This is a genomic window from Paraburkholderia sp. 22099, assembly GCF_052045835.1.
Lineage (GTDB): Bacteria > Pseudomonadota > Gammaproteobacteria > Burkholderiales > Burkholderiaceae > Paraburkholderia > Paraburkholderia terricola.
This window is the reverse complement of sequence record NZ_JBQEPU010000054.1, coordinates 1-25,501: the sequence shown is the minus strand read 5'-3', so window position 1 is coordinate 25,501 and position 25,501 is coordinate 1. Positions and strand designations below refer to the sequence as shown.

General features: G+C 62.1%; 26 protein-coding genes. 5 read left to right on the top strand and 21 right to left on the bottom strand.

All coding sequences use genetic code 11. The annotated features are described in order from the left end of the window. From ACTJLC_RS30895 to ACTJLC_RS30845, 11 genes are all read right to left on the bottom strand, one after another. The coding region (locus ACTJLC_RS30895; RefSeq protein ID WP_440846217.1) for an FAD-dependent oxidoreductase at window positions 1-992 on the bottom strand (992 nt) is incomplete at its 3' end. Window positions 993-1,459: 467 nt separating this feature from the next. Next, window positions 1,460-2,794, bottom strand: a complete 1,335-nt coding sequence (locus ACTJLC_RS30890) for an MFS transporter (protein ID WP_440846215.1) — start codon at window positions 2,792-2,794, stop codon at window positions 1,460-1,462. A 335-nt stretch (window positions 2,795-3,129) separates the two neighbouring features. Beyond that, entirely contained in the window at window positions 3,130-4,455 is a 1,326-nt protein-coding gene (locus tag ACTJLC_RS30885; protein ID WP_436264340.1) for an NAD(P)/FAD-dependent oxidoreductase, read from the bottom strand. 2 nt (window positions 4,456-4,457) lie between these two features. Then, window positions 4,458-5,192 carry a cupin domain-containing protein gene (locus ACTJLC_RS30880; RefSeq protein WP_310319715.1) on the bottom strand — a complete coding sequence of 245 codons (735 nt, stop codon included), beginning with the start codon at window positions 5,190-5,192 and terminating at the stop codon, window positions 4,458-4,460. Window positions 5,193-5,780: 588 nt separating this feature from the next. Then, a complete protein-coding gene (locus ACTJLC_RS30875; protein ID WP_310319711.1) occupies window positions 5,781-6,197 on the bottom strand; it encodes a hypothetical protein in 417 nt (138 codons plus the stop codon). Between the two features lie 119 nt (window positions 6,198-6,316). Then, entirely contained in the window at window positions 6,317-6,592 is a 276-nt protein-coding gene (locus tag ACTJLC_RS30870) for a hypothetical protein (RefSeq protein WP_073430714.1), read from the bottom strand. A 42-nt stretch (window positions 6,593-6,634) separates the two neighbouring features. Next, complete coding sequence (locus ACTJLC_RS30865) at window positions 6,635-7,483, bottom strand: SDR family oxidoreductase (RefSeq protein WP_083081569.1); 849 nt, start codon at window positions 7,481-7,483, stop codon at window positions 6,635-6,637. Window positions 7,484-7,626: 143 nt separating this feature from the next. Then, window positions 7,627-8,085: a MarR family winged helix-turn-helix transcriptional regulator gene (locus ACTJLC_RS30860; RefSeq protein ID WP_310319708.1), complete on the bottom strand. Its 459-nt coding sequence runs from the start codon at window positions 8,083-8,085 to the stop codon at window positions 7,627-7,629. A 51-nt stretch (window positions 8,086-8,136) separates the two neighbouring features. Next, entirely contained in the window at window positions 8,137-9,018 is an 882-nt protein-coding gene (locus ACTJLC_RS30855) for an NmrA family NAD(P)-binding protein (RefSeq protein WP_073430711.1), read from the bottom strand. 148 nt (window positions 9,019-9,166) lie between these two features. After that, complete coding sequence (locus tag ACTJLC_RS30850; RefSeq protein ID WP_073430710.1) at window positions 9,167-9,775, bottom strand: glutathione S-transferase family protein; 609 nt, start codon at window positions 9,773-9,775, stop codon at window positions 9,167-9,169. Between the two features lie 174 nt (window positions 9,776-9,949). Further along, window positions 9,950-10,591: an HD domain-containing protein gene (locus ACTJLC_RS30845; RefSeq protein ID WP_073430709.1), complete on the bottom strand. Its 642-nt coding sequence runs from the start codon at window positions 10,589-10,591 to the stop codon at window positions 9,950-9,952. Between the two features lie 134 nt (window positions 10,592-10,725). On the opposite strand from ACTJLC_RS30845, the gene ACTJLC_RS30840 reads away from it, so the two are divergent. Beyond that, entirely contained in the window at window positions 10,726-11,763 is a 1,038-nt protein-coding gene (locus ACTJLC_RS30840; RefSeq protein WP_073430708.1) for a GlxA family transcriptional regulator, read from the top strand. Window positions 11,764-11,846: 83 nt separating this feature from the next. On the opposite strand, the gene ACTJLC_RS30835 is transcribed toward ACTJLC_RS30840, so the two are convergent. The 3 genes from ACTJLC_RS30835 to ACTJLC_RS30825 form a co-directional block, all read right to left on the bottom strand. Then, window positions 11,847-12,449, bottom strand: coding sequence for a carbonic anhydrase (locus tag ACTJLC_RS30835; RefSeq protein ID WP_235004918.1), 603 nt, complete (start codon window positions 12,447-12,449; stop codon window positions 11,847-11,849). Between the two features lie 164 nt (window positions 12,450-12,613). Continuing rightward, the gene (locus ACTJLC_RS30830; protein WP_310136148.1) at window positions 12,614-13,366 is read right to left on the bottom strand and encodes a DUF2182 domain-containing protein; all 753 of its coding nucleotides are present in this window, start codon (window positions 13,364-13,366) and stop codon (window positions 12,614-12,616) included. Window positions 13,367-13,437: 71 nt separating this feature from the next. Then, window positions 13,438-14,112 (bottom strand): DUF1326 domain-containing protein, encoded by a 675-nt coding sequence (locus ACTJLC_RS30825; protein ID WP_200799521.1) that lies wholly within the window; start codon window positions 14,110-14,112, stop codon window positions 13,438-13,440. A 103-nt stretch (window positions 14,113-14,215) separates the two neighbouring features. Between ACTJLC_RS30825 and ACTJLC_RS30820 the strand changes: the two genes are divergently transcribed. Next, window positions 14,216-15,196, top strand: coding sequence for a GlxA family transcriptional regulator (locus ACTJLC_RS30820; RefSeq protein WP_073430704.1), 981 nt, complete (start codon window positions 14,216-14,218; stop codon window positions 15,194-15,196). Between the two features lie 224 nt (window positions 15,197-15,420). On the opposite strand, the gene ACTJLC_RS30815 is transcribed toward ACTJLC_RS30820, so the two are convergent. Next, a complete protein-coding gene (locus ACTJLC_RS30815; RefSeq protein WP_073430703.1) occupies window positions 15,421-15,894 on the bottom strand; it encodes a YbhB/YbcL family Raf kinase inhibitor-like protein in 474 nt (157 codons plus the stop codon). 610 nt (window positions 15,895-16,504) lie between these two features. On the opposite strand from ACTJLC_RS30815, the gene pdhA reads away from it, so the two are divergent. The 3 genes from pdhA to ACTJLC_RS30800 are packed head-to-tail and all read left to right on the top strand — an operon-like array spanning window position 16,505 to window position 19,686. Continuing rightward, complete coding sequence (gene pdhA, locus ACTJLC_RS30810) at window positions 16,505-17,593, top strand: pyruvate dehydrogenase (acetyl-transferring) E1 component subunit alpha (protein WP_310136150.1); 1,089 nt, start codon at window positions 16,505-16,507, stop codon at window positions 17,591-17,593. Further along, window positions 17,586-18,566: an alpha-ketoacid dehydrogenase subunit beta gene (locus ACTJLC_RS30805; RefSeq protein WP_310136151.1), complete on the top strand. Its 981-nt coding sequence runs from the start codon at window positions 17,586-17,588 to the stop codon at window positions 18,564-18,566. The genes pdhA and ACTJLC_RS30805 overlap by 8 nt, the downstream gene beginning before the upstream one ends. Window positions 18,567-18,570: 4 nt before the next feature. Then, complete coding sequence (locus tag ACTJLC_RS30800) at window positions 18,571-19,686, top strand: dihydrolipoamide acetyltransferase family protein (RefSeq protein ID WP_310136153.1); 1,116 nt, start codon at window positions 18,571-18,573, stop codon at window positions 19,684-19,686. A gap of 146 nt (window positions 19,687-19,832) precedes the next feature. Here the strand turns inward: ACTJLC_RS30800 and ACTJLC_RS30795 are convergent, their stop codons facing one another. The 6 genes from ACTJLC_RS30795 to ACTJLC_RS30770 all read right to left on the bottom strand — a co-directional run bounded on the left by ACTJLC_RS30795 (window position 19,833) and on the right by ACTJLC_RS30770 (window position 25,247). Then, complete coding sequence (locus ACTJLC_RS30795; RefSeq protein ID WP_310136154.1) at window positions 19,833-20,621, bottom strand: ABC transporter permease; 789 nt, start codon at window positions 20,619-20,621, stop codon at window positions 19,833-19,835. A gap of 4 nt (window positions 20,622-20,625) precedes the next feature. Further along, window positions 20,626-21,540 (bottom strand): nodulation factor ABC transporter ATP-binding protein NodI, encoded by a 915-nt coding sequence (gene nodI, locus ACTJLC_RS30790; RefSeq protein WP_310136156.1) that lies wholly within the window; start codon window positions 21,538-21,540, stop codon window positions 20,626-20,628. A gap of 66 nt (window positions 21,541-21,606) precedes the next feature. Further along, complete coding sequence (nodC, locus tag ACTJLC_RS30785; protein ID WP_310319702.1) at window positions 21,607-22,899, bottom strand: chitooligosaccharide synthase NodC; 1,293 nt, start codon at window positions 22,897-22,899, stop codon at window positions 21,607-21,609. Beyond that, window positions 22,896-23,615 carry a chitooligosaccharide deacetylase NodB gene (gene nodB, locus ACTJLC_RS30780; RefSeq protein ID WP_310319699.1) on the bottom strand — a complete coding sequence of 240 codons (720 nt, stop codon included), beginning with the start codon at window positions 23,613-23,615 and terminating at the stop codon, window positions 22,896-22,898. Before nodB ends, nodC begins: the two co-directional genes overlap by 4 nt. Beyond that, the gene (locus tag ACTJLC_RS30775) at window positions 23,612-24,256 is read right to left on the bottom strand and encodes a NodA family N-acyltransferase (RefSeq protein WP_310319696.1); all 645 of its coding nucleotides are present in this window, start codon (window positions 24,254-24,256) and stop codon (window positions 23,612-23,614) included. The genes nodB and ACTJLC_RS30775 overlap by 4 nt, the downstream gene beginning before the upstream one ends. 457 nt (window positions 24,257-24,713) lie before the next feature. Beyond that, on the bottom strand, window positions 24,714-25,247 hold the full coding sequence (locus tag ACTJLC_RS30770) for an acyltransferase (RefSeq protein ID WP_310319693.1): 534 nt from the start codon (window positions 25,245-25,247) through the stop codon (window positions 24,714-24,716). Window positions 25,248-25,501 lie beyond the last annotated feature (254 nt).

Genomic DNA, 25,501 nt, shown 5'->3' with positions numbered 1-25,501 from the left:
GCGTCGCCGATGCTCGCGACGTCCACGCCCATCAGCTTGAGCTTCGTGCTCATGTCGGCGCCGGCGAATTCGGCCGGCTCGCCGAGCAACTGCCTGGCCACCGTGCGCGCCATGTCGTACCCCGGCGCGACGAGACCGAACAGTTGACCGTTCCACAGCGCGCATTCGCCGATCGCGTAGATGTGCGGGTCGCTCGTGCGGCAGGCGTTGTCGATCACGATGCCGCCGCGCGCGCCGAGCGTCAGGCCGCTGTCGCGCGCGAGGTCGTCGCGCGGACGGATGCCGGCGGAGAACACGATCATGTCCGTGTCGAGATGCGTGCCGTCGGCGAACTGCATGCGGTGCGTGCCGTTTTCGCCATCGACGATCGCCGTGGTGTTCTTCTGCGTGTGCACCGTCACGCCGAGTTCCTCGATCTTCGTGCGCAGCACGCGGCCGCCGCCTTCGTCGACCTGCACGGCCATCAGGCGCGGCGCGAATTCCACCACGTGCGTCTGCAGGCCCATGTCGCGCAACGCCTTCGCGCATTCGAGACCGAGCAGCCCGCCGCCGACCACCGTGCCGGTCTTCGAGCGCGCGCCGCATTCCTGCATCGCTTCGAGATCGTCGATGGTGCGGTAGACGAAGCAGTCGGCGCGCTCGCGGCCTTCAACCGGCGGCACGAACGGATAGGAACCGGTGGCGAACACCAGCCTGTCGTACGGCAGCGTCTCGCCGGTCGATACCGTCACGGTGCGCGCGGCGCGGTCGATCGAGACGGCCTTCGCGTTCAGCTTCAGCAGCACGTTCTGGCGCTCGAAGAAACCGGGCTCGACCAGCGACAGGTCGTCCGCGCTCTTGCCCGAGAAAAATTCGGACAGATGCACGCGGTCGTAGGCGGGACGCGGTTCCTCGCACAGCACCGTGATGTCGAGGCCGTGCGCCGCGTCCTGCGCGAGGCATTCGACCAGTTTGTGACCGACCATCCCGTGACCGATAACGATGATTTTCATGACCGCGCTTTCCTCAATGTGCTGGGCTGGATTCGCCACCGCGTGGCAGATGGCGAAAGTGATTCGGAAAAATAAAAAAGCGTCCCGCGGATGCAATCGCCTGTGCGACTGAATTCGTGGGACGCCGTTGTCCAAAAACAGTGATCGGGGGAGAAACCTATTGCTGCAAGCTGGCCGGATCGCCCTTGATCCGCCGCCTCTTCAACGCAAAGCCCATGCCAAACGACGAAAAACCGCGCCGCCGCCCCGCCCGGTGGGCTCGCGACACATATCGCAACGCGCGACCGGTCAGCGGGAGTTGACGCATTCCGATGCACGGAGGCGCAATGATGGTGCGACGCAGCACCTTCTCCGTGCAACGCGCCACTTCAGACGCGGCGTGTTTCGCGCCGCGAGAGTCGGTGGGGCGCTCGTCTTCGCGACTTGTCGCGGCTTCATCGATGAAGGCTCGCGCGAGGGCGAGTCCGTCAACTGGCAACGCCTTGCGTGCTGGCGGCGGCCAGCGCGCGCTCTCTGAGCGCCGCCTCGCGTGCCGTGTGTTCGCTGCTGAAACGCACTGCCAGCGCGCACAAAGCGGACAACGTGACGAGGACACCCAGCATCGCCAGCGTTTGCTGGACGCTGCCGATGCCTTTCATCAGAAACCCGGCGGCCACTGCGCCGACGTTGCCACCGGCGCCGATCACGCCCGCCACGCCGCCCAACGCCTTACGGTCGATGAACGGCACCAGCGCGTAGGTCGCGCCGCAGGCCATGTGCGTGAACAGACCGAACACCAGCATGGCGATCACGGCGAGAGCGATGCTGTCCGCGTGCGCGAAGGCCACGAGGCCCATGCCTTCGCCGACCATCAGCCCGAACAGCAAGGTTGAACGGACGCCGAGACCTCGATGCGTGGCAACCTTGTCCGACAGCCAGCCGCCCAGTGCGCGGGCAAACAGCGCCAGCAGGCCGAAGCTGCCGGCAGCCATGCCCGCGGCCTTCAGCGACAGATGGAAATGATCGACGTAATAGATCGCCGCGACGTTGTGAATGAAAACCTCGACGCCGAAACAGGCTGCGTAGGTGATGAACAGCATCCACACGCGATAGTTCGCGCAGGCCGCGCGAAAGCTCGCCCAACCGCCCTTCTTGCCGCCCTCGATCGGAATGCCGCGCGCCCGCAATTGCGCGAAGTTTCCTTGCGGGCAATCCTGCGTGAAGCGCCAGTAACACACCGCCATGACCGGCATCGCGAGGGCGGGCACGACCAGCGCGAGGCGCCATGCCGAGGCGTGCTCCACACCGAGCGCCATGATCGCCGCCAGCAGCAAGGGCACGAGTGCTTGCGCCGCGCCCGCGCCGGTATTGCCGCATCCGGCGGTCGCCGCGTTGGCGGTGCCGACCACGTTCGGCGCGAACATCATGGACGTGTGGTACTGGCTAATGACGAAGCAGGCGCCGATCGCGCCGATGCACAGACGGCACAACAGGAAGCTCTCGTAGCCGGTGGAAAGCGCGGCGCCGAGCAGCGGAAATACACCCGCGAGCATCAGCCCGCAATAGACTTTGCGCGGGCCGTAGCGATCGCATAGCGGACCCACCACGAGGCGCACGAGGATCGTGACGGCGACCGCCGCGATGCTGATATTGGCGACCTGATCGACGGAAAGCCCGAACTCGCGCTTGATGAGCGGCATCAATGGCGCACAGGCGAACCATGCAAAGAAGCAGACGAAAAACGCCATCCAGGTCAGATGGAAAGCGCGCATCGGTGGCGTGCGCAGGCTGAAGAGTTCGATGCGAGTTGCTTTGTCCGTCATCGTCGTTCCACAAAAGAAAAAGCGTCCCGCGAGCCCGGTCAGATGACCGGGTTCGGGGGACGCCGTTGTCCAAAATGCCGTAGGGGTTGTTGCGTGTACTTCGAATGAAGCTAGATCGACTTTGATCCTATGCGGCTCTGTATGCACATGCCGTGCCACATAGGAAAACTCAGTGCCTGGCTTCCGCGAAGCGGGAGAAAGCGATGCGCCGTGGCGGATTCTCTCGGCGGCACGACGCTTTTTTAGCGTCGTCGCGCACAGCCGAGGTGCAAGGCGGCACTATTCGCGTGCGGTGATGCAGGCGGCGATAGTCGCGAACGCGTCCATGACGCGACCTAGAAATCTGCGACCTTGCCCCATGCGAAGCCGCTGAATCGGCTGGGCCGATACGGTATGGGATCCACGATCGGTTCGGCGCCGGTGGCAAGGTCCGCGATCAGGTGGCCCGCGCCGGGACCGATGCCGAAACCGTGTCCGGAAAAGCCTGCCGCCAGAATCAAGCCCGGCATGTCCGGCACTTCGCCAATACCGGGAACACCGTCCGGCGTGCTGTCGACGAAGCCGGCCCACGCGTGCGTGATCTTTGCCTCGCCAAGTTCGGGCAGCAGTTCGACGGCGCGGCGGTAGGTTTCCCTCACCGTCGGCAGATCGGGCTTCGGGTCCAGAATGCGCACCCGCTCCATGGGAGTCGGCGCATCGAGCCGCCACCGCTTCAGCGTTTCGTGGCCGCTACGAATGCCTTCCAGGCCGCCCGGAAGAAGGTTGCGCCAGCGCTTGGCGAACATCGGCACGAATTGCGGGGCGAAGCGCATGAACTGTGGCGTCACGTCTACGCGCGCGCGTCCGCTGATCGCCAGTGCGTAGCGTCCGTCGTTGCGGCGCGTCACGGACACGCCGGAGGTGAACAGGGCATCCGGCAAGCGATTTTCCACGGGGGACACGCTAAGGATGGATTGGCGGATCGAGGCCTGGGGAAAACGGATGCCGAGCTGGCGGCAGAACGAGGACGCCCAGGCGCCACCGGCGAGCACAGCCGTCCTCGTCTTGATGACCCCGGCTTCCGTGACGACGCCGCTGACCCGCCCGCCCTCCAGCTCGATGCCGCGGGCCGCGCAGTGCTGGTGGACGCTGCCGCCGAGCTTCATGAGCGCACGTGCCACGGCCGGCGCAGCCTTGCCGGGATCGGCGGTGCCATCGCTGGGCGAGAAGACGCCGCCTTTCCAGGCGCGGCCGGTCGCCTGCCCGCGCTGGGCGGCTTGCCGGCTGTCGAGCATGTAGGTCGTCACTCCGGCGGTCTTCGCGAAGGCACGCCAACTGGACCAACGGGACAGCTCGGCCTCGTCGTTACTCAGATACAACAGCCCGCAGCGATGAAAGCCGGTGTCTTCACCGGTTTCGGCGGCAAAGCGTTCCCAGAGATCGAGGCTCTTGCTCGCCATCGGCAATTCGCGGGCGTCGCGGTTCTGCTGCCGGCACCAGCCCCAATTGCGGCTCGACTGTTCGGCGCCGATCCTGCCCTTCTCGACCAGGGCGACTGAAAGCCCGCGCTGCGCCAGGTAGTAGGCAGTGAAGACGCCGATGATGCCGCCCCCGATCACGACCACGTCGGCCGCGGCCGGCAACGTGGGCGAAGTCTCGATATGGTTCAGCGGAGGGGACATGATTAATCTCGCTCGATTGAAGCCTGGACGTTTTGAACAACGTAGAACTTCGCCACCCGATCGCGGCTTTCCCAGCCGACCGGTGCGCCCAGGGGCACGAAAAGCGCGTCGCCGGCGCCGAGCGACAGCACGCTGCCATCCGGCGCCGCGAACCGCACGCTGCCGGCCAGGAGGTGCATGAACTCGTTCACGCGATGCGGGCGAACAACCCGGTGGTAGGGCGTCGAATCCCACGTGCCCGCGAGGTACTCCGCGGCGTCGTCGGTGAAGACATTGTCGCTACGGCATTGCGGGGCCGGGCCCAGCAGCACCTCCGCAGGTAGCGAAGCGGACGGCTTGAACTCGGCGTCGGCGCGCAGGGGGATGAGCCCGCGCTTCGTCGGTTTCTCGCAAGCGGCCGCGCAAAACACGAAACGCACGCGGGATTCGGCCCGGACGCGAAGCGCCGTACCGGCCCCGATGACCGCACCCGTTTGCGGACCGAGCACCAACGGGGCCTCTCCGGCCGCTTCCAGAGTGAGCTCTCCTTCGACCACGACGATGGTTTCAAGGTGGGGAAAGCTCGCGACGTCGAGCTCGCCAATGAGGCTGGCGCGACCCGCGATCATCGAGTCCGGTCCTTCCCACGCGATTTCGCGAATTCGCCCAAAGGGGTCGTCCTTGCCGAACGCGGCCCTGCGGAACGAGGTTGAAAGCGGTGCGCCGTCGGCGCGATGCAGCACGAAGGCCACGGTCATTGTTTGCTCCTGCGCATTGCACGATGATTTCACTGAAGACCTGGAAGGCAGTACTGGGGACAAGCCGCCGGATCTGCGCGATCTCTCTTCATGTCGAGTATTTGACCAGCGCAAAAAGTCAGGGTGGCGCTGATTTGCGCGGGAAAAAAACACAATCCGCCCGTTGTTGGTAATGCTGGCGGCACAGTCTGCGGTGAATGGCCCAAGACGGTTGCTGTGTCGGGTTTTTACGTTAGTCTCCGCTGAACCCACTATCGAACTTGGGTTCCAGCGGAAGGTGCTGGCTGGTCATGCGTCGCGGGATCGAATGTGCCGAGGTCATCACGTCGTAGCTCGACGAGACGCGCAGAACTTCGTGAGGCTGCGCATCAAAGCTTCTTGAACATGTATTCGAAGCCTTGCGGGCTACGGCGCGCTGGTCCGGATCGAGAAGCCCGGTGAGTTGCTGATAATGTCGATCACGCTCGCGGATCATCGTCGCGAGGACTTCGTGCGCTTCATCGCCCCGAGCGGAGTGCCAGCCGCGTCCGCGACGCCTGCGTCCGGCAGCACTCGCCCGGATCGCGTTTGGCACCCTTCCCCGCAACCTCAGAAAATCTGGGTCCACGCCAGCGCGGTCGAGGGCGGCACCGGGCCGGCGACTGCATCGTGGTGTCCGAACAGTTGCACCCCATGCCACACCTGGTTATGCGTCGCCGCAAGACGGACCCTTGCCGTAAAGATGGCGAGGCCCGTGCCGCATGTGGACAAATACACGCGCGCCGGTGCCGCGTTCGCAGCCATGCACGCATGCACGGTGGCGAGAAAAACAGATTCATTGATATCCACCGTGCCGGGAGCCGCGTTCCCGATCTCGGTGTCGTTGCCATGCGCCACGACGATGATCGTCGAGCCAGCGGGGATATTGAGCCCCCCGTGGCTCACCTGCGCCCATGAATATCGGGTGACCGCATTCCCCCACGCCGCATCAAGCTGCGTTTGACGAATATCGGCATCGGTAGACATTTCGAGTACGTACACCATGATTGCGTACCTCACTGTTGAACTGGGTGTGATTCGGAACAACCTGAGTCTTCGCGAGACTCGAGGTCATCCTAGGTTCGCAAGCAATCGAAAACGATAGGTCAAACGTCATGAATGGAGCCACGTGTCTTTTGGGGCAACGCGGACTGAGCTTCGGCGTGGGACGTGTCGCCGAAATACATCTGATAGAGAATCGGAAAGGTGATGAATGCAGCTCCGTATATCCCGCCGCCGGCACGACGGAAGTGAAACGCTTTCGTCGCCATACCTATGAAAGCGTTTGATGAGCGGATGCCAACCATCGAACGTGCGATCAACCGCACGAGAACATCGCCTACCCCCAATGGCTGCAATTTGCCCACCTGCACGGATCTCATCTCTGGAATCGCCGGGCTGGTCTGTATAGAAGTAGCTGGCGGCTATGCTTGCGGCGCCTCGTTTACATCGGTCGAATGCGCCAGTTCCTTCTGGGCCTCGAGCATGGCGAGACGCTCGGTCAGGGCTTCGTGAACGAGTGCGTATGCGTCACTGCCCAGCGTGAGCCGCTTCGGCGCAGGCTGCAGGTCCGCCGACGCGATTATCGCCGCCGCAACCTTGCGCGGATCGCCCGGAAACATCGCGAGGCCGGCTGTCGCGGCCATGCGGCGAAATTCGCCCGCGGGCGTCTTGTCATATACGTCCAATGCCTGCGCCATGTCCGCGCTCGATGAGGCAAAGCTCGTGCGCGATGCGCCAGGCTCAACGAGCGTTACCTCTATGCCGAACGGCGCGATCTCCGGCATCGTGCCTTCGAAGAAACCCTCGATGCCCCATTTTGTCGCGGCGTAAACACCCATCGTCGGGTACGCCGCCTGGCCGACCGACGACGAGATCTGGATGATTCGACCGCCACCTTGCCGCCGCAGATTCGGGATCGCCGCACGCGCGACCTGAATCGAACCGAGCAGATTCGTATCGATCTGCCGCTCGATCTGCGCGTCGCCGACTTCTTCCGCCGCGCCGAAGAGCGCATAGCCCGCGTTGCTTACGACGACGTCGATACTCTGCAGTTCCGAAAACGCGCGGTCGATGACCTTACGCACCGCTGAGCTGTCCGTGACGTCAAGTATGGCGACCCAAAGACGTTCGCCATACTGGGCGGCAAGGTCGTTGAGAGCATCGGGCTTACGAACCGTCGCCGCGACGCGGTCGCCGCGCTGGAGAAGAAGCTCTGCAAGCTCCCGGCCAAAACCGCTACCTGCACCTGTGATGAACCATGTCTTCGACATTTCATTACCTCTGTATGGTCAAGCCGTTCGCGCGGTCAGTCTGCCGTTTGCAAAGCTGACTTATCGCAAGGCTACGTTTGGGATCGCAACGCAAGGTACGGCCGATGCGAACTGCACAGTCGACGAAACAAACAGAGAGGCGATCATTCGACGGGAGAAGCCGCCCCATTGTCGACCTTCATCCGCGAAAGATTGCGGCGTAGCGAGGCCACATTTTTGGGCCCGTTCATGATGCTGAACTGATGCTGCGCTTCAAGCCAGAGCGGCGCCGCCCGTTCAAAAAGTTCAGTTCCCTCCGGGGTGAGTTCGACGATACGGATGCGACCGTCCGTGGGAGACGGCCGCATCGTCACGAAACCATCGCGCTCCAGAAAGCCAATCATCTTTCCCATGGCTGTCCGTTCGATGTCGAGTCGCTCGGCGAGCGCATTGACCGAAGCGCTCTGCTGCTCATTCAGGGTCGCCAGGATGAGAAACTGCGTGATGCGAAGGCCGGACGGCTGGAGAAAAGCGTCGTAAAGGCGCGAGATCTGACGGGCGGCCTTCCTCACCGTAAAGCAGTTGCATTGATCGATCCCGATGGGTTGGTTTTCCGGCAGCATCTCGTGTCTTCCTCAACGTTGGTTAAATTGCCCAGGCGCCTCGCGCGTTCGTCAGGCAAACGCGCTCCGGTATTTTCCGATGAACGCCGGGACCGAAAGCGCCGGCGTGCCGGTGATTTTCTCGACGGCATCGTTAGTACCCTGGAACACCCCTTCACGATAGTGCTGCGCGACTTCAACGAGGTGCTGCACAAGGAACGGAGGGAACTTGTACACCTGCTCCATCTGTTGCTTGAAATCCTCGATCGAAGTCGGGGCGTATTCGATCGTCGCGCCGAGCACCTCACTCATGGCTGCGGCGATTTCCGTGTGGTTCATCTCGACCGGGCCGTGGAGCGTGTAGGTCTTGCCGCCATGCTCTGCCGGATTCGCCAGAATGTGAGCGATGACCCTGCCCTGGTCGTCCGAGCTGATTGGAGCGTGGCGACCGTTTTCGAACGGAAAATCGATTTTCTTCCGGGCCCAGATTTGCTTTGCAAAATGCGGATAGACGAGCCAATCCGCAAAGAATGTGGGGCGCAGATGCGTGGTAGGCACACCGGACCAGTCGAAGACCCGCTCGGAAATCCAGTGGTCCTGCGCGGCATGGCTGGTCGACTCGCGCCGCGCTGAAATCTGCGACATGTTGACGATCGCAGCGACGCCGGCTTCCTTCGCGGCCAGCGCGAAATAGGCTGCCGCTCCGACAATCCCCGGTGCGATCGGGTGAAGGAAGTAGGCGGAGCTGACACCCTCCATGGCTGCGCGGATGTCGTCGATGTCGGTGAAATCCCCGACAGCGATGTCAACGCCGCGCGCCCGCAGCGCCGCTGCGCGTTCATCATCCGAGCGCACGTAAGCGCGGACGCGCTTACCCATCCGCAGCAATTCGTCGAGGGCTGCACCGCCGGTACGGCCGGTTGCGCCGCTTACAAGAATGGTCGATTCGTTCATGGTTTTGATCCTCCGAAGGGTTAAGAGCATTGGCTCATGTGAGGCACTATAGAAGCATATGCTCCTATATGCAAGTTTTTTTGCGGACAGCTTCTGTTCGCCTTGAGCGAAACACCTCGCCTCTCACGGAGCCTGGAAGAAGGCCGCGCTAAAAAGCTGCCATGCCGCGAACGACGCCTGGCCGCGCACTGATCCTTGCGTACCAGGCGCGAAGCAGAGGGAGTTCGGACCAATCGAGGTCCTGCCTCACAGCAAAGGCACACGTATAGGCCGCGATGTCTGCGAGTGTGAACCTATCACCGGCGATATAGGGGGCGTCGACCAAGAATGGTTCGGCCTGAACGAGCGCCTCGATGGAACGAGCAGCAAGAAATTGAGCGCCCGGTTCGTTGCCTTGTTGCGTAAGCGCGAAAGCACTGCCGTTCGGCGCAATCACTTCGGTAATGAAATAGAACAGACGATCGAAAAACAAGGCTACCTCCTGGCCCGGATCGGGCGTTAGCCTCTCCCGCGATCGACTCGCCGCATAGAACATGATCGCGTTCGATTGGGTAACGACGAGGCCCGTCCCTGCCTTGCCTTCTTCGACCATGATCGGGACAAGGCCACGCGGATTAAGCTCCCGGAACGCAGCAGTCTTGTGTTCCCCGGCCCTCAAATCCACCCGGCTGACGGAATACGAAATGCCAGCCTCTTCCAGGGCGATGGCCGCTCTTCGGCTGTTGCCTGTTTGTGCTCCGTAAAGACGGATTGCCATGAGCGCATCTCCTCTTGACCTTCGGGACCCCAACCGCGGTGATCCATAGCTACCGACCGATATCGGCCCGCCAGGTCACGGAACACGCCATCCCAGCTTCGGCTTGACCCGCCTTAGTAATGCAGAAACAGGAGCGCGGCCGCCTGGCGGAGAGCGCGCCAGCGGTGCGCTACCTCAGCTTTCAAACGGTGCATCATTAATCAGGTCGCACACGTTCGGAATCTCGAAACCGTGTACATGGCGACGGCCGATATCGGCGATCCCGGTACCGACGGTCGTATGGGGTTTTCTTCTGGCGACTTCAGCCAGCGCTTCGGTAAACGCCGCTTTAAATCCAACGCGCGGATAGAGCGCGAGCGTGTCATCGATCAGCGACGGCGTGACTTCGTCCAGAAACAGTCCGAAGACGTCGAGATGTGCGCCCATATAGACGAGAGCGATTTCCGGCTGCTTGCGGTCGGCGAGGCCGCCAGCGGAGTGAAGCGCGATGGCGTCCCACACGAGTTGCGTTTTCGCTTCCGGGTAGTCATGGGCCAGCAAAAGGCGGCTGGCCGCGTCGGCACCATCCACCTCAAAGCGTTGGTCGGCAGAAAATTCATCCGTAAGGCCAAGGTCGTGAAGCAGCGATGCGAGATACACCACTTCCCGATCGTATTTCAAACCTCGCTTCCTACCCAGGAATTCGGCGAACCACCATGTCCGATGCACGTGATGCATCATCGCTCTGGAATGGACGCGCTCGACGAGCAAAGCCGCCTTCGTGGCGATCTCCGAATCTGGAGCACTCACCTCCCCCACAATCACACGTTGACGCATTGCATACCCTCCGGGTCATGCGAACTTACAGAGCGATCCAGTGTAGGCGGTTCGTCAATAGCTCAATTGACAGATCGCGGACGATTTCTGCCACAATCGTTCTCCCTATGTCCCGATACGCAGCGCCTCTTTCAATGAGAAAACGGACGAAACCGGTCGCCCCGCCTGCAGAGCCGGGACAGAAGCGCGTCGTCATATTGGGTCTGCCACCGGTGGATGCGCTCGACGTGATCGGTCCAGCGGAAGTATTCGCCTGGGCGAATCAACTGCACGGCGGTGAATCTGCCCCATACGTGCTGGAGCTGGTTTGCTCAGCGGTTGATGTGCACCTGGACAGCGAAACAGGTATTGGCCTCAAAGGCCATAGCACGCTCGAGCAGGAGGGTCATGCGAACAAGCCGATTGATACCTTACTCGTGACTGCGGGCTCCAGGACGTTCGAACAGATCGATCAGGCAGCGATAGACTGGATCCGGACCCGCTCACCGACAGTACGTCGCGTGTGCTCCATATGTGTTGGAGCATTCGCCCTGGCTGCCGCAGGCCTGCTGGACGGACGCAGGGCGACGACGCATTGGGGCGTGGCACGGCGCCTGGCGGAGCGCTATCCCAAGGTACGGGTCGACCCGGCTCCTATCTGGGTGAAAGACGGCAATGTGTACACGTCGGCCGGCATATCGTCTGGAATCGACCTCGCGCTCTCGCTGGTCAGCGAAGATCTGGGAAATGACTTCGCCTTGGAGATTGCGAAGAATCTGGTCCTGTTCTTCCGTCGCCCCGGCGGACAGGCGCAGTTCAGCTTCGCACTTCAGTCACAGAGCGCGCACAGCCCAGGTCTCGGCGAGTTATGCCTCTGGATCGGTGAGCATCTGCATATGGATCTCACAGTCGAGGTCATGGCAGCCAGAGCTTCAACGAGCGTCAGAACGTTGATACGCATGTTTCAACGAGAATTGCAGACCACGCCCGCAAGATATGTCGAAAACGTCCGGCTGGAATCCGTTTGCCGTTCACTTGCGCTTGGCGAGCGATCGATGCACGACGTCTGTCGTCGGAACGGTTACCACAGCGTCGACGTGCTAAGGAAGGCATTCACACGCCGCTTCGGCGTGAGCCCCACAGAGTACGCTCGGCGCTTCGGCAAAAGCGCCGAGCCGATGCAGTCCGGTTGACATTAGCTGCTTATCCTGCACTGCCGGTGCGATACCCGCGCGCGTGCTTCGATGGCAGAAGACGAGCAGATTCAAGAAAAGTATCAGGCGATACGCCCGGTACCGTCGCGAGACGGCACGTCGCGCACGACCTCGATCAACTCACCGCTGTTGATCTCGTAGAAAAAGCCATACAGCTTGATATGTTTCGGCACGGCAGGGCTGTCGCGAAGCAGCTTCACGTCGTGCCTGAGCGATTCCTCATAGTTCATGATCGCGAGACTATCGTGATCGAACATCGTCGAGATGTCGGTGTGATGGCAGTCGTGGTACTTCCCGATGAGCTGGTCAGGCCTGAAGGCCGTGGCGCCGCAGAATGAGTGGTGGACGACGACGATGTTCTGCACGCTGAACAGGTAGTCCATCGTTGCGGCCGACTGCAAACCTGACGCGGCACGACCTGCCGCGCAGTAAACAGCAAACAGCGTCCGGGTATGTCCGATCTTGTTGCCACGTTCGTCAAGAATGTTCTCGCCCGGGTAAATCTCATCACCGAAATGTTTGGCGACCACCTGGGGTACTTCCGACGCTCGCGGATCGAAACAGCAGATGATCATCGTCTTCATCGGGATGACTTCGTTGAAGCCCTGAAAATTATCCTGGTCAAACCAGGGTTGCGTCCTGAATTCAAATTCGCTGTACTTCATCGTCATTTTCCTGCTCCAAAATGATGTGTGACTGCAAAGTAAGAGCGCTGTGACTTTGACACGCGGTCGCTGCCGACACTGCGTTCGTCCTTCAGCGCGAATGAAGTTGTGCTCTCGATACCCGCCAAGTTATCGTGGTTCAAACGAAGCGCAGTTGCCTGCGATCAGTTCCCCTGGCATATACCGGCAAACATCATGGGATTTTTGAGCAGCGGCGCCGTCGCGGGCGACACCGCAATCCAGATTCCCATTGCCCAGAGAAAGCTGGCGATTGGAATTGCCAGCTTCTCGCCCTTGGGCAAAACCTTCTCAGCGAACATAAACAGTGTCAGCAATGCCATCCAGGTGAGGCTCATGACGCCGACCGCGAACATCACTGCCATCAAAGCCCAGCAGCAGCCGACGCATACCAGGCCGTGCCGGACACCCATGGCAACGGCGCCCGCGCTACCTTCCCGCCAGTAGCGCCCAAAAAACGAAAGAGGCGTGCGGCATCCCGTCAGGCACACATGCTTCAGGGACGAGATCTGATAGACACCAGCGATGACCAACACCGTCCCGGCAATGTACGGACCCGCGCGATTCCACGCGATCATTTCCGGGCTGATAGTTCGAACCAGCAAATCCAGGAGGTATGCGGCAAGGCCGTAGGCGATCCACGCGACGCCGTAGCCTGCAATGAAGCTGGCGACGAGACGCACAGGCGCGACCGATACCCCGTTACGCGACCTGAGCACTGCCGCGAATGCCGCGACGTAATTCAATTCCGACGGCAGCATCATCGCGGTCAGCATGACTACCCAGCCGACGAGAAAGGCCGGCAAGTTGTGTTGCGGCGTTCCCGGTCCCTCGTCCATGCCGGCCATGAATACCAGTACGCCGAGCCAGGCTGCGAGGCTGGCTAGCAGGACGACCATCGTCCAGCCGAGTACGGGTTGGCCCCGGCCTAACGCGGACACCGCTGATCGCGATAAGGAAGGAACGGCCCTCATGGCGCGTCCGGACCATGCCAGTCGAACGGGATATGCTTGCTCGCCTGACCCGCCGGGATGTTCTGGTCAAAGCCGAATCCTTTCCAACGGCCATTCACGCTCTTGCCCCACGTCACGGCTCCGTCGGTCGGACCGACTTCGCTGCCCGGCGGGTTGAAGCTTTGCAGCCGTTTCGTCGGATCCGAGGTTGGCCCGCTCAGCGCGACGCCGCTCGCATCCACCTTGTCGCCCACCGTCACGCTCCAGTGTTCCAGCGAGCCGTCGATCTCCACCGAGATGTTGGCGAACTCCACGCCCCGCACCGCGCTTACCTTGGCCGGCACGAACTGTGTCATCCAACCTCCAGCCTGGCCCGTGAAGATCGCCACGAGCGCCCGCCTCTGATCCTCGTTCGCGGCTTCGTCAAAGAACACCCCTGTCTCGAGCTTGGCGCCATCCCAAAGATTTCCGGTAAAGCCGGAAAGGAGGACCACCTTCAGGCCCGCCATCGGCGTCTTGCCGTAGTAGCCTTCATTGATTCTGTACGCCCATAGCACTTCACAGTGATTGCCGGTCGGAGCTTGCGCGAAGGTGCAGGGACAGGGTGTGTTACACGAGCACACGTCTAACCACTCGCCGGCGATCCGCCACTCCGGAATCGCCATCACGCTTTCAGCTACCTGATCTGCCATTGCACGCCCCTCTGGTTGACGACGGAAAAGTCTGGACATCATGAGGCTCGCGCAGGATCATCACCAGTGTCGAAATCGACATTAAACGTGGCAATACCGACACATGGCTTTACATCCGACAATCGAAATTGGCATCGTCCACTATCCGGGCGCGCAACTCGCGGCGATACATGGTCTGAGTGACCTGTTCGAAGTCGCGAATGGCTTCGTCGCGCAACGTCACAGTGAGGGATCGGCCCTTCTGCTGGTCAGTCAGTGGCGAACCCGTACACGCGGCAAGGCACCTGTCAGAGACTCTGGCAAGGGCGAAAATGCAGACAGGTCGCCTGCAGTCATTCTGTTGCCGCCAAGCCTTGGCGGACAGATCAGTCACGACGACGCGGCGCCATTCGTTGACTGGTTAGTCGAACATCATCAGACGGGGACGACGCTCGGCTCCATGTGCGGAGGCGCTTTCCTGCTGGCTGAAACAGGGCTTCTCAACGGACGGACGGCGACGACGCACTGGGCTCACGCCGACATCTTCCGCACGCGGTTTCCAGATGTGCGCCTCGATATCGACAGGCTCATCATCGATGATGGCGATATTATCTGCGCCGGCGGTTTGATGGCATGGATCGACCTGGGTCTGAAGCTGGTCGACCGTTTTCTGGGGCCGACCATCATGGCCGAGACGGCTCGGTTTCTTCTGGTGGATCCTCCCGGGCGCGAGCAACGCTATTACAGCGCTTTCTCCCCGAACCTGACCCACGGCGACGCCGCCGTGCTGAAAGCGCAGCATTGGCTCCAGGCTACCGGGGCCAAAGAAATCACTCTTGCGTCGCTCGCCTCATCTGCCGGACTCGAAGAGCGAACCTTCCTGCGACGATTCAGGAAGGCAACCGGGCTGACGGCCATCGACTACTGTCAGCAGTTGCGCGTCGGCAAAGCGCGCGAAAGGCTGCAGTTCACGACGTCGAGCATCGAGACGATTGCATGGGAAGTGGGCTACGGAGACGCCGGCGCGTTTCGCAAGATTTTCATCAGAGTCACGGGGCTCACCCCCGGTGAGTTTCGCCGACGGTTCAGCGTCACTCGGCGCTAGAACGGCCGCGGCGTGCGCCCAAAAGCAGAGCAAACGACCAGACTTTAGGCCCCCCCGATCCGGCGAACGAACACGTCTTCGCGATCCGTCAGTAATCACTGCCGCATCTCCGAAAATCGAGGCGGATGTTCGCGTCTTGATCTTCACGCGTGCGAATTTGCATGAAGTCAGCCATGTCGGAGTTGCGTCGTCTTCAAACGCGAGTTATGCAACAACGCTTTCGCTCATCGCTTCTGATAGGTGCCGATCAGTTCGGCGTGCGCCAGTAAGTGCCCCTGCATGGCCTTTTCGAGCGCCGCCTTGCTGGGGCTTTTCAAATCGGGCAGCACGGTGTCGAGCGCATACAGCTTGTGGAAATAGCGGTGGCGTCCCACTGGCGGGCACGGGCCGCCGTAAGCAGCGCGTTTGAAGTCATTGGTGCCTTCGAGCGTGCCGCGCGGCAATCCGCCCGCAGCAGCGCCCTCGGATAGCCCGATGGCCGTCGGCGGGATGTTGTAAAGCACCCAATGTACCCAAGTCATTTTCGGCGCGGCCGGGTCCGGCGCATCGGGGTCGTCGACGATCAGCGCCAGGCTTTTTGCGTTCGAAGGCACGCCGGACCACGTGAGCGGCGGGGAAACATCGGCGCCCTGGCAGGTATTGTGTGGGGGAATCTCCCCGTTCTGCTGGAAGGCTTGCGACGTCAGCGTGAGAGTCATGGCGCGCTCCTCGGCGGCAACAGTGGATGCCGGGCCCGGTGGGAAGATCAAGGCGATGAGCAAGAGTGCCAACAGGCCACGCGGGGCCGAAGTCCAAGCCGCCTTGTTCAAAGCTCTCGAGGTGGTGTTCAGCACGTTGAAGTCGCTCATCGCCACGCTTCGTACCTTGTCCGTGACCGCAGCCGTTCGTCGGTGCGCGCTCTGCGCGAGTCTTGACGGAAATCGAAGCGAGACTTTTATCGTGACATAAGTTCCGCGCGAACAAAAGTGGCGGTGCGAGGCGTTGCCGTGTATCGGTCCCTGTATCGGTTATGGCAGGCATCCGCGGAGCCGCAACACACACCGGGCACACTCAATCGATGGCGCGTGCCATTCATCCGATGATGCAACGCGGCAATCGTGCATTGGGGTCGGTTCGTATGCCCGGCTCACTTGCTGCCTGTGAATAACGAGGCGAGCCAGTAGCCCCTTGGTGCACGCCGGCATCGTCCAGAATCGGGTTCGCACGCGCTGCGGTTCGCGTGCGCAAGGCAGCGGTGTTCGTGCGGTAGCGCTCATGCACGTGAACTCCGACACGGATACGATATCTGAATGAACATGGAGGGCGGTCATGACCGCGACTGCCAGTTTTCATATCGGCTACACGCAATACCTTGGCCCCGACGGTGAGCCTGTTCAGCCGTTGCCTGCGTTCGCACAGGACCCGACGGCGCTGATTCCCCTTTATCGCGCGATGGTGCTGACACGGGCGTTCGACACCAAGGCGGTCGCGCTTCAGCGCACCGGCAAGCTCGGCACCTTCGCATCGTCAGTCGGCCAGGAGGCGATTGGTGTCGGCGTCGCCAGCGCAATGCAGCCTGACGACGTGCTGTTTCCTTCGTATCGCGATCACGCGGCGCAATTGCTGCGCGGCGTCACCATGACGGAAAGTCTGCTGTATTGGGGCGGCGACGAACGCGGCAGCGACTTCAGCGTGCCCCGCCACGATTTCCCGAACTGTGTGCCGATCGGCACGCAGGTATGCCATGCCGCCGGCGCGGCCTACGCGTTCCAGTTGCGTCGCGAACCGCGCGTCGCGGTGTCGATATTCGGCGACGGCGGCACGTCCAAGGGCGACTTCTACGAGGCAATGAACATGGCCGGTGTCTGGCAGGCTCCGCTCGTTCTCGTGGTCAATAACAACCAGTGGGCGATCTCCGTGCCACGCAGCCGCCAGAGCGCCGCGCAAACGCTCGCGCAAAAAGCGATTGCTGCGGGAATCGATGGGCTGCAGGTCGACGGCAACGACGTGATCGCGGTGCATCAGGTGGTCCACGCGGCGCTCGCCAAGGCTCGCCGCGGCGATGGCCCGACGCTGATCGAAGCGCTCAGCTATCGCCTTGGCGATCACACGACAGCCGACGACGCGACACGCTATCGCGACGCCGAGGACCTCAGCAAGCAATGGACGTACGAACCGTTGCTGCGCTTGCGAACTTACCTGATGCGCGCGAACGTCTGGGACAAGGCGCAGGACGAGCAACTCGGCCGCGCGTGTCTTGCGCAGGTCGAGCAGGCCGTCGACGCGTATCTGGCGCAACCACCGCCGGACACCTCCGCCATGTTCGATCATCTGTACGAGACCTTGCCGTTGGCGATGCGTGAGCAACTGGCGATGGCGCGGCGATTCGCGCCTCCCGCGGGGAACCGCCATGGCTGATCTGAACATGGTCGAAGCGCTGAATCAGGCGCTCGCCTACGAACTGGCGCACGATCCAGACGTCGTGCTGCTCGGCGAGGATATCGGCGTGAACGGCGGCGTGTTCCGCGCGACGATCGGCTTACAGGCGCGATTCGGTGCGCAGCGGGTGATCGATACGCCCTTGGCTGAAACCGGCATCGCCGGCACCGCGATCGGCATGGCGGCGATGGGCTTGAAGCCGGTCGCGGAGATCCAGTTCAGCGGGTTCATCTATCCGGTCATCGATCATGTTCTGAATCACGCGTCGCGTCTGCGGCATCGAACACGCGGACGGCTGACGTGCCCGCTCGTGATTCGTGCGCCGTGCGGCGCAGGGATTCACGCGCCGGAGCATCATTCCGAAAACCCTGAAGCATTGTTCGCCAACATCCCCGGAGTGCGCGTCGTGACACCGTCGTCTCCTGCACGCGCGTATGGTTTGCTGCTCGCGTCGATCCGCGACCCGGATCCAGTGATCTTCTTCGAGCCGACGCGACTCTACCGGCTCTTCAGGCAGCCAGTCGAGGATAACGGCGAAGCGTTGCCGCTCGATAGCTGCCTGATGTTGCGCGTTGGGTCGGACCTCACCATGGTGAGCTGGGGGGGCGCATTGCAGGAAGTGCAGGCCGCCGCCGATCTGCTTGCGCAGGAAGGTGTGACGGTCGAGGTGATCGACGTGGCGACGCTCAAACCGCTCGACATGAACACCATTCTCGCGTCGGTGGCGAAAACCGGACGCTGTGTGATCGTGCACGAAGGCTCGCGAGCCGGAGGGGTCGGCGCGGAAATTGCCGCCAATATCGCCGAGCACGGACTGTACTCGCTGCTCGCGCCGGTGCAGCGCGTCACCGGATACGACGTGGTGGTGCCGCTGTACAGACTCGAGAATCAATATATGCCAGGCACGGAGCGGATCGTCGCCGCGGCCAGGCAGACTCTGGAGGCGTCGTGAAGCCATGAAAGTCTTCAAACTGCCCGATCTCGGAGAAGGCTTGCAGGAAGCGGAGATCGTCGAGTGGCACGTCACGAGCGGCGACGAGGTTCGCGCGGATCAACCCCTGTTGTCGGTCGAAACGGCGAAAGCGATCGTCGAAATTCCATCGCCTCAATCCGGCCGTATCGCGAAGCTGTTCGGCCAGCCGGGCGACGTCGTGCATCTGGGCGCGCCGCTCGCCGCATTCGAAGGAGAAAGCGACGAAGCCGATGCCGGCACCGTGGTCGGCCACATGGAGGTCGGCCAGCATGTGGTGCGCGAAGCGCCGGCGGCGCCTGGCGGCGGCATGGGTGCGGGTGCCGGCGTTATCAAGGCGGTCCCGGCGGCGCGAGCGCTCGCGCGCAAGCTGGATATCGATCTGGCGATGGTGACGCCATCGGGGCCGGACGGTGTCGTCACGGCGGCTGACGTGCAGCGCGTCGAGAAGGTTCTCGCCGCGCTCGGGCCACCCGAAGTGCTGCGTGGCGTGCGGCGCGCGATGGCGCAGAACATGGCGCGCGCGCAGAGCGAAGTGGCGGCGGCGACCGTCATCGACGACGCCGACATCGACGCATGGCCGCCGCACACCGATGTCACGATCCGGCTGATCCGTGCGCTGGTGGCCGGATGCCGCGCCGAGCCGGGGCTCAACGCATGGTTCGAGGGACACACGGGGCGGCGCCACGTGCTGGAGAAGATCGATCTCGGCATCGCGGTCGATCTGCCGGATGGCCTCTTCGTGCCGGTGTTGCGCGACGTCGCGCATCGCGACGCAGCGAATCTGCGCGGCGGGCTCGACCGGATGCGAGCCGACATCCGGGCACGCAGGATCCCACCGGAAGAACTGCGCGGCAATACGATCACGCTATCGAACTTCGGCATGATCGCCGGTAAATATGCGGCTCCAATTGTCGTGCCGCCCACTGTCGCGATTCTCGGAGCCGGCCGCATTCACGAGCAGGTCGTGGCGGTAGCCGGCGTTCCCGCCGTGCATCGGATCTTGCCGCTGAGTCTGACATTCGACCATCGGGTCGTCACGGGTGGCGAGGCGGCGCGTTTTCTTGCGGCGACGATGGCGGATCTGCAGATCGCGCAGTAGCCGCGCTCGCGTGTTTGGATGCTCTCGCATCGGCTGCTTCAGATGGCTGATGATCCGCTGTCTCAGTGCGTCCCTTGCCGGTCAATTCCACCGCGATAAAGCGGGAAGAGACTCAACCATCCGAAAATGCGTTCGCGCGCGTCTGTTCAGCGCATGAGACGCCGACGAAGGAGCGCGGTCGAGAGGAGAAACGCACACAGCGCATACACACAGAGCGACCCCGTGTGCCACCAACCCTCGTCGGGGACACGTCCGAGCATGAGCGGACGGATGAGCGCTACCGCATGGGTGAGCGGGAGCAGATCCGCGACCTGCCGAAAACCATGCGGCAATCGAGCGATTGGAAACACGCCGCCGCAGAAGAACAACATCGGCGTCAATACGAGCGTTTGATAAAAGACGAAGTAGTCGTAGCTCGGCGAGACCGCAACCACGATCATCGCGAGGGCCGCGAAAGCCAGGCCGGTAATGGCAATGATGGGCAAGGAGAAGAGCATTGCGGGCCACGCCGAGTAACCCATGACTGCCGAAACCAGCATGATTGCGGTGCCGGACAACAGCGCCTTGCTACCGGCCCACACGACTTCGCCCAGCACGACGTCGCCGAGTGTCAAGCGGGTGTGCAGGATCGCGTCCCAGTTGCGCTGAACGTGCATGCGAGAGAAGCTCGCGTAGATCGTTTCGAAGCTTGCCGTCAGCATCGCGCTCGATGCGACCATGCCGCCTGCGAGAAACGCGATATACGACGTGCCGTCGACGCGCCCGACCATGGCTCCAAGGCCCAGGCCGAGCCCGAAAAGATACATCATCGGATCGGCGAGACTGCCGACCATGGAGGCGAATGCCAGCCTCTTCCAGGCCAGGAAGTTTCGGCGCCAAACGGCGCCCCAGTTCCAGGCATTCCTTGGCCACACGGGCAGGCGCGAATCGCTCATGGGTTCAGTCCCGCAGTTCCCGGCCAGTCAGGCGCAGGAAGACGTCTTCGAGATTGGCGGGCCGCTGTGCGAATCGCAGTCCGGCACAGCCGCGTAGTTCGCGTCGAACCGCCTCGACGTCGGGTGCGTAGCAAAACAGCGTGGTTCCAGCGGATTCGATATGCGCCGCGTGGGGAGCGATTCGTGCGCGCAGTCCAGGCGGCGTGGGGCCGTAAATCTCGATGACATCGGCACCGATCTGCTCCTCGATCAGGATGCTCGGTCTTCCTTCAGCGATCTTTCGCCCTTTTTCGAGCACACACAGGGCATCGCACATCCTCTCGGCTTCCTCCATGAAGTGCGTGGTCAAGAAAATTGTCTTGCCGCGTGCCACCAGTTCACGCAAGCGCCCCCAGATCAGATGCCGCGTCTGCGGATCGAGCCCCGTCGTCGGCTCGTCGAGGACCAGCAAATCCGGATCGTTGACCAAGGCGCGCACGAGCGTGAGACGTCGCTTCATGCCCCCCGACAGCTCGGCAACCCGGGCGTCGGCCTTGCTTTCGAGGCACGCGAATTCCAGCAGCTCAGGGATCACCGACGCGATTTTTCGTGCGCTCATGCCGAAATAGCGGCCAAACACGAGCAGATTCTCCCGCACTGAAAGCTCGAGATCGAGATTGTCGAATTGCGGCACCACGCCAACGCGTGTCCGCGCCAGATCTGCGTACGCGGGAATCCGGCTGCCGAGCACGGCGATCGTGCCCGCATCCGCAGGGGCCATCCCCAGCAGCATGCGCATCGTCGTGGTCTTGCCCGCCCCGTTCGGTCCGAGAAGTCCAAAGCATTGTCCTCGCGGCACCGTCAGCGACAGCGCATCGACAACCGTCTTACCGCCATACGTCTTGACGACTCTATTTAGCTCTATCGCAGGTGAGGCCATGGTGTCGATAAAAAAGGCGTGAGCAGGTCGGGCGACACATGAAGACCGGATGGGCCTCTGGCCTCATCACATGGGCTCCGTCGACTCGGCCTGCGAGCAGACAACGATTTCCCCGTCGTAAGCGGCATCCGGCATTTGCGCTTTGTGCTCGTCGGGCGCAGTCGCACGTGTCGTGCGCGACAGCCAATTGCTGTTGTCGAGCGTCAACAGCGCCCATGCCTTCACCGGCAGCAGCATGAAAATGTTGACGAAGGTATGCACCGTAAAGCCTAAAAATCTCAGTTGCCGGGCGCGCCACGCGACAACGCCGCAGCGCAGGACGGTCATCGCGGTGAGGACGACGATCGCACACCACGGAATAGTCGCGCTCAACGCAATTTGCGCGAATGCCGTCAGCACCGAGAACGCCAGCAACAGCGGACCGAGTTGCAGGCCAATCGTGTCGACGGTGATATAGCGATCGAGGCGTGGCAGCAGGCGCCTCGCAAGCAGCGAGTCGCGGTAGGTGCTGCGCGCCCAGCGAAGCTGTTGCAGCAGATAAGGCCCAAATCGCTCCGGCACCACGGTCGCCGCTATCGCATCGGGAACATACACCGTGCGCAGTCCCGCCATCAGCATGAGAATCGTCAGGTGGCGGTCCTCGCCGAAATCGCTCCGTCTTCCGCGGAAATACTGCGTCTCGTATTGCTCGAGCACGCTGGCGATGGCGGACCGGCGGTAGATCGCACATGGGCCGCAGCAACACATGACGGCGCCAAAATGGGCCTGCGCCGTGCGCTCCTCGTTGCATGCGATCCAGTACTCCATGTCGATCAGCCGCGTGAGCCAGGTGGCGCTCCGGTTTTGCGCGACCAGTTGACCCATGGCGGCACCGACGGTGGGATCGGCCATCGCGTCGACCAACTTGCGCACGACATCCGCGGCGATGACGGTGTCCGAGTCGACGTTTATCACCAGCTCGCCGGTCGAGCGATGTATCGCGGCGATCTGGGCCTTGCGCTTGCCGACATTGCGCGGAAGCAGAACGAAGGCGAACCTTGGGTCGTCGGCCCATGTTTCGTGCACTGGCACGACGACATCCCGATTGCTGGAACCATCGTCCACGAGATAGACGCGCAACGTGCCCGGGTAGTCCTGCGCCGCCAGCGAACGCAAACACGCCGCGAGGACGGCCGGGGCCTCGTTGTAGCACGGGACAATCACGTCGACACTCGGCCAGCTTGCGCGCGGTGCCGCGCACCGCGCGCGGGTCGAACGCCCGGCCCGCAGAATGTATAGCGCCTGCATGCCTTTGTAGCCGATGGCGAGCGTCGCATACGACAGGACAGCGATCGCGCCGACGATAGCGAGCGTGCTCATGGCATGTCAATGTGGGTATTGCGAGGTGATGTCGCGCAGCGACAGGGGAGCGGCGCAAATACGAAGCCGCGATCATGCAGCGCCGGAATCAGCCGGCGGACCGCCATGATGGTCTGGTCACGCAAGCCGCGATGACCGTCCGGCGGCAGTTCGTCCGGCGGGCAACCGTCGTGCAGCAGAATGACGGCGCCGGGGCAGGCAGCGTCCAGTACGGCCTGTTCGATTGCGTCGACGCCAGGGCATGACCAGTCGCATGGATCTATGGTCCAGGTCAGCGGTTCGAGTCCCAGCCTCGCCGATGCGGCCCGCGCTTGCGCTGTCCAGATTCCGTACGGCGCGCGCACGTAATGTAGGGATGCCTGCGGGCAGATCGACGCGATGACTTCGTTCGCCCCGCCTATCTGCCGGTCGATCTCGTCCGGTGTGCATTCAGAGAAGTCCGGATGCGTCATGGTGTGATTGACCAGCCCGTGGCCTTGCGCAACGATCCTGCGGATCAGGTCGGGATATTCGGCTGCGTAAGCGCCAATGACGCAGAAGGTAGCGGTGACCTCGTGCTCCGCGAGCACGTCGAGCAAGTCGGGCGTGGAAAACGGATTGGGCCCGTCATCGAACGTCAGGAAAATCGCCTGCGCCCGTTCCCTGGCTTCAGTACTGTCCAGTTCAAACGCAGCCGATGCGCAGCACAAGGAGCGTCGTTCGCGGATGCGCGTCATAGCTCCGGCCCGTTGCGGTCGATGAGCGTGCCAGCAGGCCAATCGTCCATCGAGCATTCGATCGGAATGACAGCAACCAGCACGTCTTCAACCCGCATCTGCGGGGTTTCGAACGCCACTTGCGGGGCCGTGGATCGCACGCGCATGCCCGACAGAACACGCCCGTGCCCATGTCGTCCCATTCGTTCGAGATGCCGTCTCAACTCATGACGTACCGTCCCGAACCCGAAAGGAACCTTCAGCATTCGTAGCGTCGGATAGACGACGTTCATTGCGGCGTGGCGACTGATTCCGGAACCTTCGAGATCGGATCGAACCGCGTACAGCCCCACTTCGGCAACGAACTGATCGACCGTGCCGATTCTGATGAACCTGCGCAGCACGCCGTAATGGGCGGCGACTCCGCGCGCGTCGTAACCGATGATTCGCAGTTCGGGCCGCGCCCCGGCCCAACTGCGGTTGCCTTCGAAAATTTGCGCGTTCGACCGGTTCACGGCCCCGTAAACAACTCGAAAGAACTCAGCGAGTTGCGCATGATCGTCCGGCCGTAATTCGTTCTCCCAGTATGTTTTCCAATGCAGGGGCGGCCTCTCGCAATGGTTCTTATCTTCCACGGGGTTGCGCTCATTGAACGGCGGCATGCGTCTTGTCCTCGCAAATCTGTTTGAGTTTCGCTAACGAGGCGTCTTGCTGATATCGGGGAACGCGGATGACGTGTCCGCACCCCGAGTTGCGTTGCACCGGATAAATGCCGCGTCGCCGCTATATAGGTAGCCGGCGAGGTCTCACTTCGTGTCATTGGCCATTGGCCATTGGCTTAGTCGCATTTTTTTTGCACATACAGAGAGGGAGACCATGGTGGCGCTCGAAAGCAGACCAATGGATGCGTGTCCCATCGTATGTGGACGGTTATCGCGGCGCTGTCAGGGCATGAAGAAAAAAGATCAGGGCGATGCTGATCTTGCGGTAGGGAAACCCTTAAGCGCGGCTTCGATCCGATGCGGCCGTCTCGCGCCAACTGACGCCGTTGAATCGGCCACGTCGGGAAACGATCGGATTGTTGTAGTACCGCCGACGTAACGCGGCGCGAGCGCGCCGTTACGTGCGGGCGATATCCTTGATTTTTCGCGCCGGCACGCCGCCGACGAGCGTATAGGCCGGCACATTCTTCGTGACCACGGCACCGGCTGCAACCACCGCTGCCTCGTGAATCGTCACTCCGGGCAGGATCGTCGCCCCCGCACCGATCCAAACCTTGTTTTCGACGCGAATCTCATGGTGGTCCAGCCTCCGCCCGAGTTTGGGGACGAACACGATATCGTGCGTCGCCGTCTCGAACGATACGTGCGGCCCGATCAGCACGTCGATGCCGATCGAGATCCGGCTGTTGCGACAGGCGAGACGCGTATCAGCGTTGAGATACGTCCGGTCTCCGATCGAGATGCCGCGAATTGCTTCCTCGTTCAAGCTCCGCTCTACGGTCAACGGCCCGACGATCGTCACGTTTTTGCCAATAGACATGCCGGCCTTGCGGTATAGCGAAGCACGGATGTGATTGAAAGGGTCGTACCTGGGCAGCGCGTTGCCTAAGCTCACGAAAAGGTGTCGTGTCAGTGCCATCAGTAACTTCATGGGGTGGTGTTGCTGCAAGAGATGGACGGTAGGCCGGTACGAGATTGCCGATATGGGAATCGACGAGCGGTTGGAGAAAGCTGAGCGTGAATTTTTACCATAGAGCCGGATGTAAAGCTCTACGATTCCACTGCAAGTAAGTCAGTATGACTTCCGTGACGTACGGGCTGGCCTCGTGTGGGGAATAAACGCGGGTTAGCATCGCTGCCAGAGCCGCACGGTGTGGGCAGGCCACACCCGGCAACTTCCACCAC

What these genes read in the sequence shown, in the direction of transcription:
- ACTJLC_RS30890 (WP_440846215.1), bottom strand. Translation starts at nt 2,794, where the DNA reads ATGACGGACAAAGCAACTCGCATCGAACTCTTCAGCCTGCGCACGCCA.
- ACTJLC_RS30885 (WP_436264340.1), bottom strand. Translation starts at nt 4,455, where the DNA reads ATGTCCCCTCCGCTGAACCATATCGAGACTTCGCCCACGTTGCCGGCC.
- ACTJLC_RS30880 (WP_310319715.1), bottom strand. Translation starts at nt 5,192, where the DNA reads ATGACCGTGGCCTTCGTGCTGCATCGCGCCGACGGCGCACCGCTTTCA.
- ACTJLC_RS30875 (WP_310319711.1), bottom strand. Translation starts at nt 6,197, where the DNA reads ATGTCTACCGATGCCGATATTCGTCAAACGCAGCTTGATGCGGCGTGG.
- ACTJLC_RS30870 (WP_073430714.1), bottom strand. Translation starts at nt 6,592, where the DNA reads ATGAGATCCGTGCAGGTGGGCAAATTGCAGCCATTGGGGGTAGGCGAT.
- ACTJLC_RS30865 (WP_083081569.1), bottom strand. Translation starts at nt 7,483, where the DNA reads ATGTCGAAGACATGGTTCATCACAGGTGCAGGTAGCGGTTTTGGCCGG.
- ACTJLC_RS30860 (WP_310319708.1), bottom strand. Translation starts at nt 8,085, where the DNA reads ATGCTGCCGGAAAACCAACCCATCGGGATCGATCAATGCAACTGCTTT.
- ACTJLC_RS30855 (WP_073430711.1), bottom strand. Translation starts at nt 9,018, where the DNA reads ATGAACGAATCGACCATTCTTGTAAGCGGCGCAACCGGCCGTACCGGC.
- ACTJLC_RS30850 (WP_073430710.1), bottom strand. Translation starts at nt 9,775, where the DNA reads ATGGCAATCCGTCTTTACGGAGCACAAACAGGCAACAGCCGAAGAGCG.
- ACTJLC_RS30845 (WP_073430709.1), bottom strand. Translation starts at nt 10,591, where the DNA reads ATGCGTCAACGTGTGATTGTGGGGGAGGTGAGTGCTCCAGATTCGGAG.
- ACTJLC_RS30840 (WP_073430708.1), top strand. Translation starts at nt 10,726, where the DNA reads ATGAGAAAACGGACGAAACCGGTCGCCCCGCCTGCAGAGCCGGGACAG.
- ACTJLC_RS30835 (WP_235004918.1), bottom strand. Translation starts at nt 12,449, where the DNA reads ATGAAGTACAGCGAATTTGAATTCAGGACGCAACCCTGGTTTGACCAG.
- ACTJLC_RS30830 (WP_310136148.1), bottom strand. Translation starts at nt 13,366, where the DNA reads ATGGTCGTCCTGCTAGCCAGCCTCGCAGCCTGGCTCGGCGTACTGGTA.
- ACTJLC_RS30825 (WP_200799521.1), bottom strand. Translation starts at nt 14,112, where the DNA reads ATGGCAGATCAGGTAGCTGAAAGCGTGATGGCGATTCCGGAGTGGCGG.
- ACTJLC_RS30820 (WP_073430704.1), top strand. Translation starts at nt 14,216, where the DNA reads ATGGCTTTACATCCGACAATCGAAATTGGCATCGTCCACTATCCGGGC.
- ACTJLC_RS30815 (WP_073430703.1), bottom strand. Translation starts at nt 15,894, where the DNA reads ATGACTCTCACGCTGACGTCGCAAGCCTTCCAGCAGAACGGGGAGATT.
- pdhA (WP_310136150.1), top strand. Translation starts at nt 16,505, where the DNA reads ATGACCGCGACTGCCAGTTTTCATATCGGCTACACGCAATACCTTGGC.
- ACTJLC_RS30805 (WP_310136151.1), top strand. Translation starts at nt 17,586, where the DNA reads ATGGCTGATCTGAACATGGTCGAAGCGCTGAATCAGGCGCTCGCCTAC.
- ACTJLC_RS30800 (WP_310136153.1), top strand. Translation starts at nt 18,571, where the DNA reads ATGAAAGTCTTCAAACTGCCCGATCTCGGAGAAGGCTTGCAGGAAGCG.
- ACTJLC_RS30795 (WP_310136154.1), bottom strand. Translation starts at nt 20,621, where the DNA reads ATGAGCGATTCGCGCCTGCCCGTGTGGCCAAGGAATGCCTGGAACTGG.
- nodI (WP_310136156.1), bottom strand. Translation starts at nt 21,540, where the DNA reads ATGGCCTCACCTGCGATAGAGCTAAATAGAGTCGTCAAGACGTATGGC.
- nodC (WP_310319702.1), bottom strand. Translation starts at nt 22,899, where the DNA reads ATGAGCACGCTCGCTATCGTCGGCGCGATCGCTGTCCTGTCGTATGCG.
- nodB (WP_310319699.1), bottom strand. Translation starts at nt 23,615, where the DNA reads ATGACGCGCATCCGCGAACGACGCTCCTTGTGCTGCGCATCGGCTGCG.
- ACTJLC_RS30775 (WP_310319696.1), bottom strand. Translation starts at nt 24,256, where the DNA reads ATGCCGCCGTTCAATGAGCGCAACCCCGTGGAAGATAAGAACCATTGC.
- ACTJLC_RS30770 (WP_310319693.1), bottom strand. Translation starts at nt 25,247, where the DNA reads ATGAAGTTACTGATGGCACTGACACGACACCTTTTCGTGAGCTTAGGC.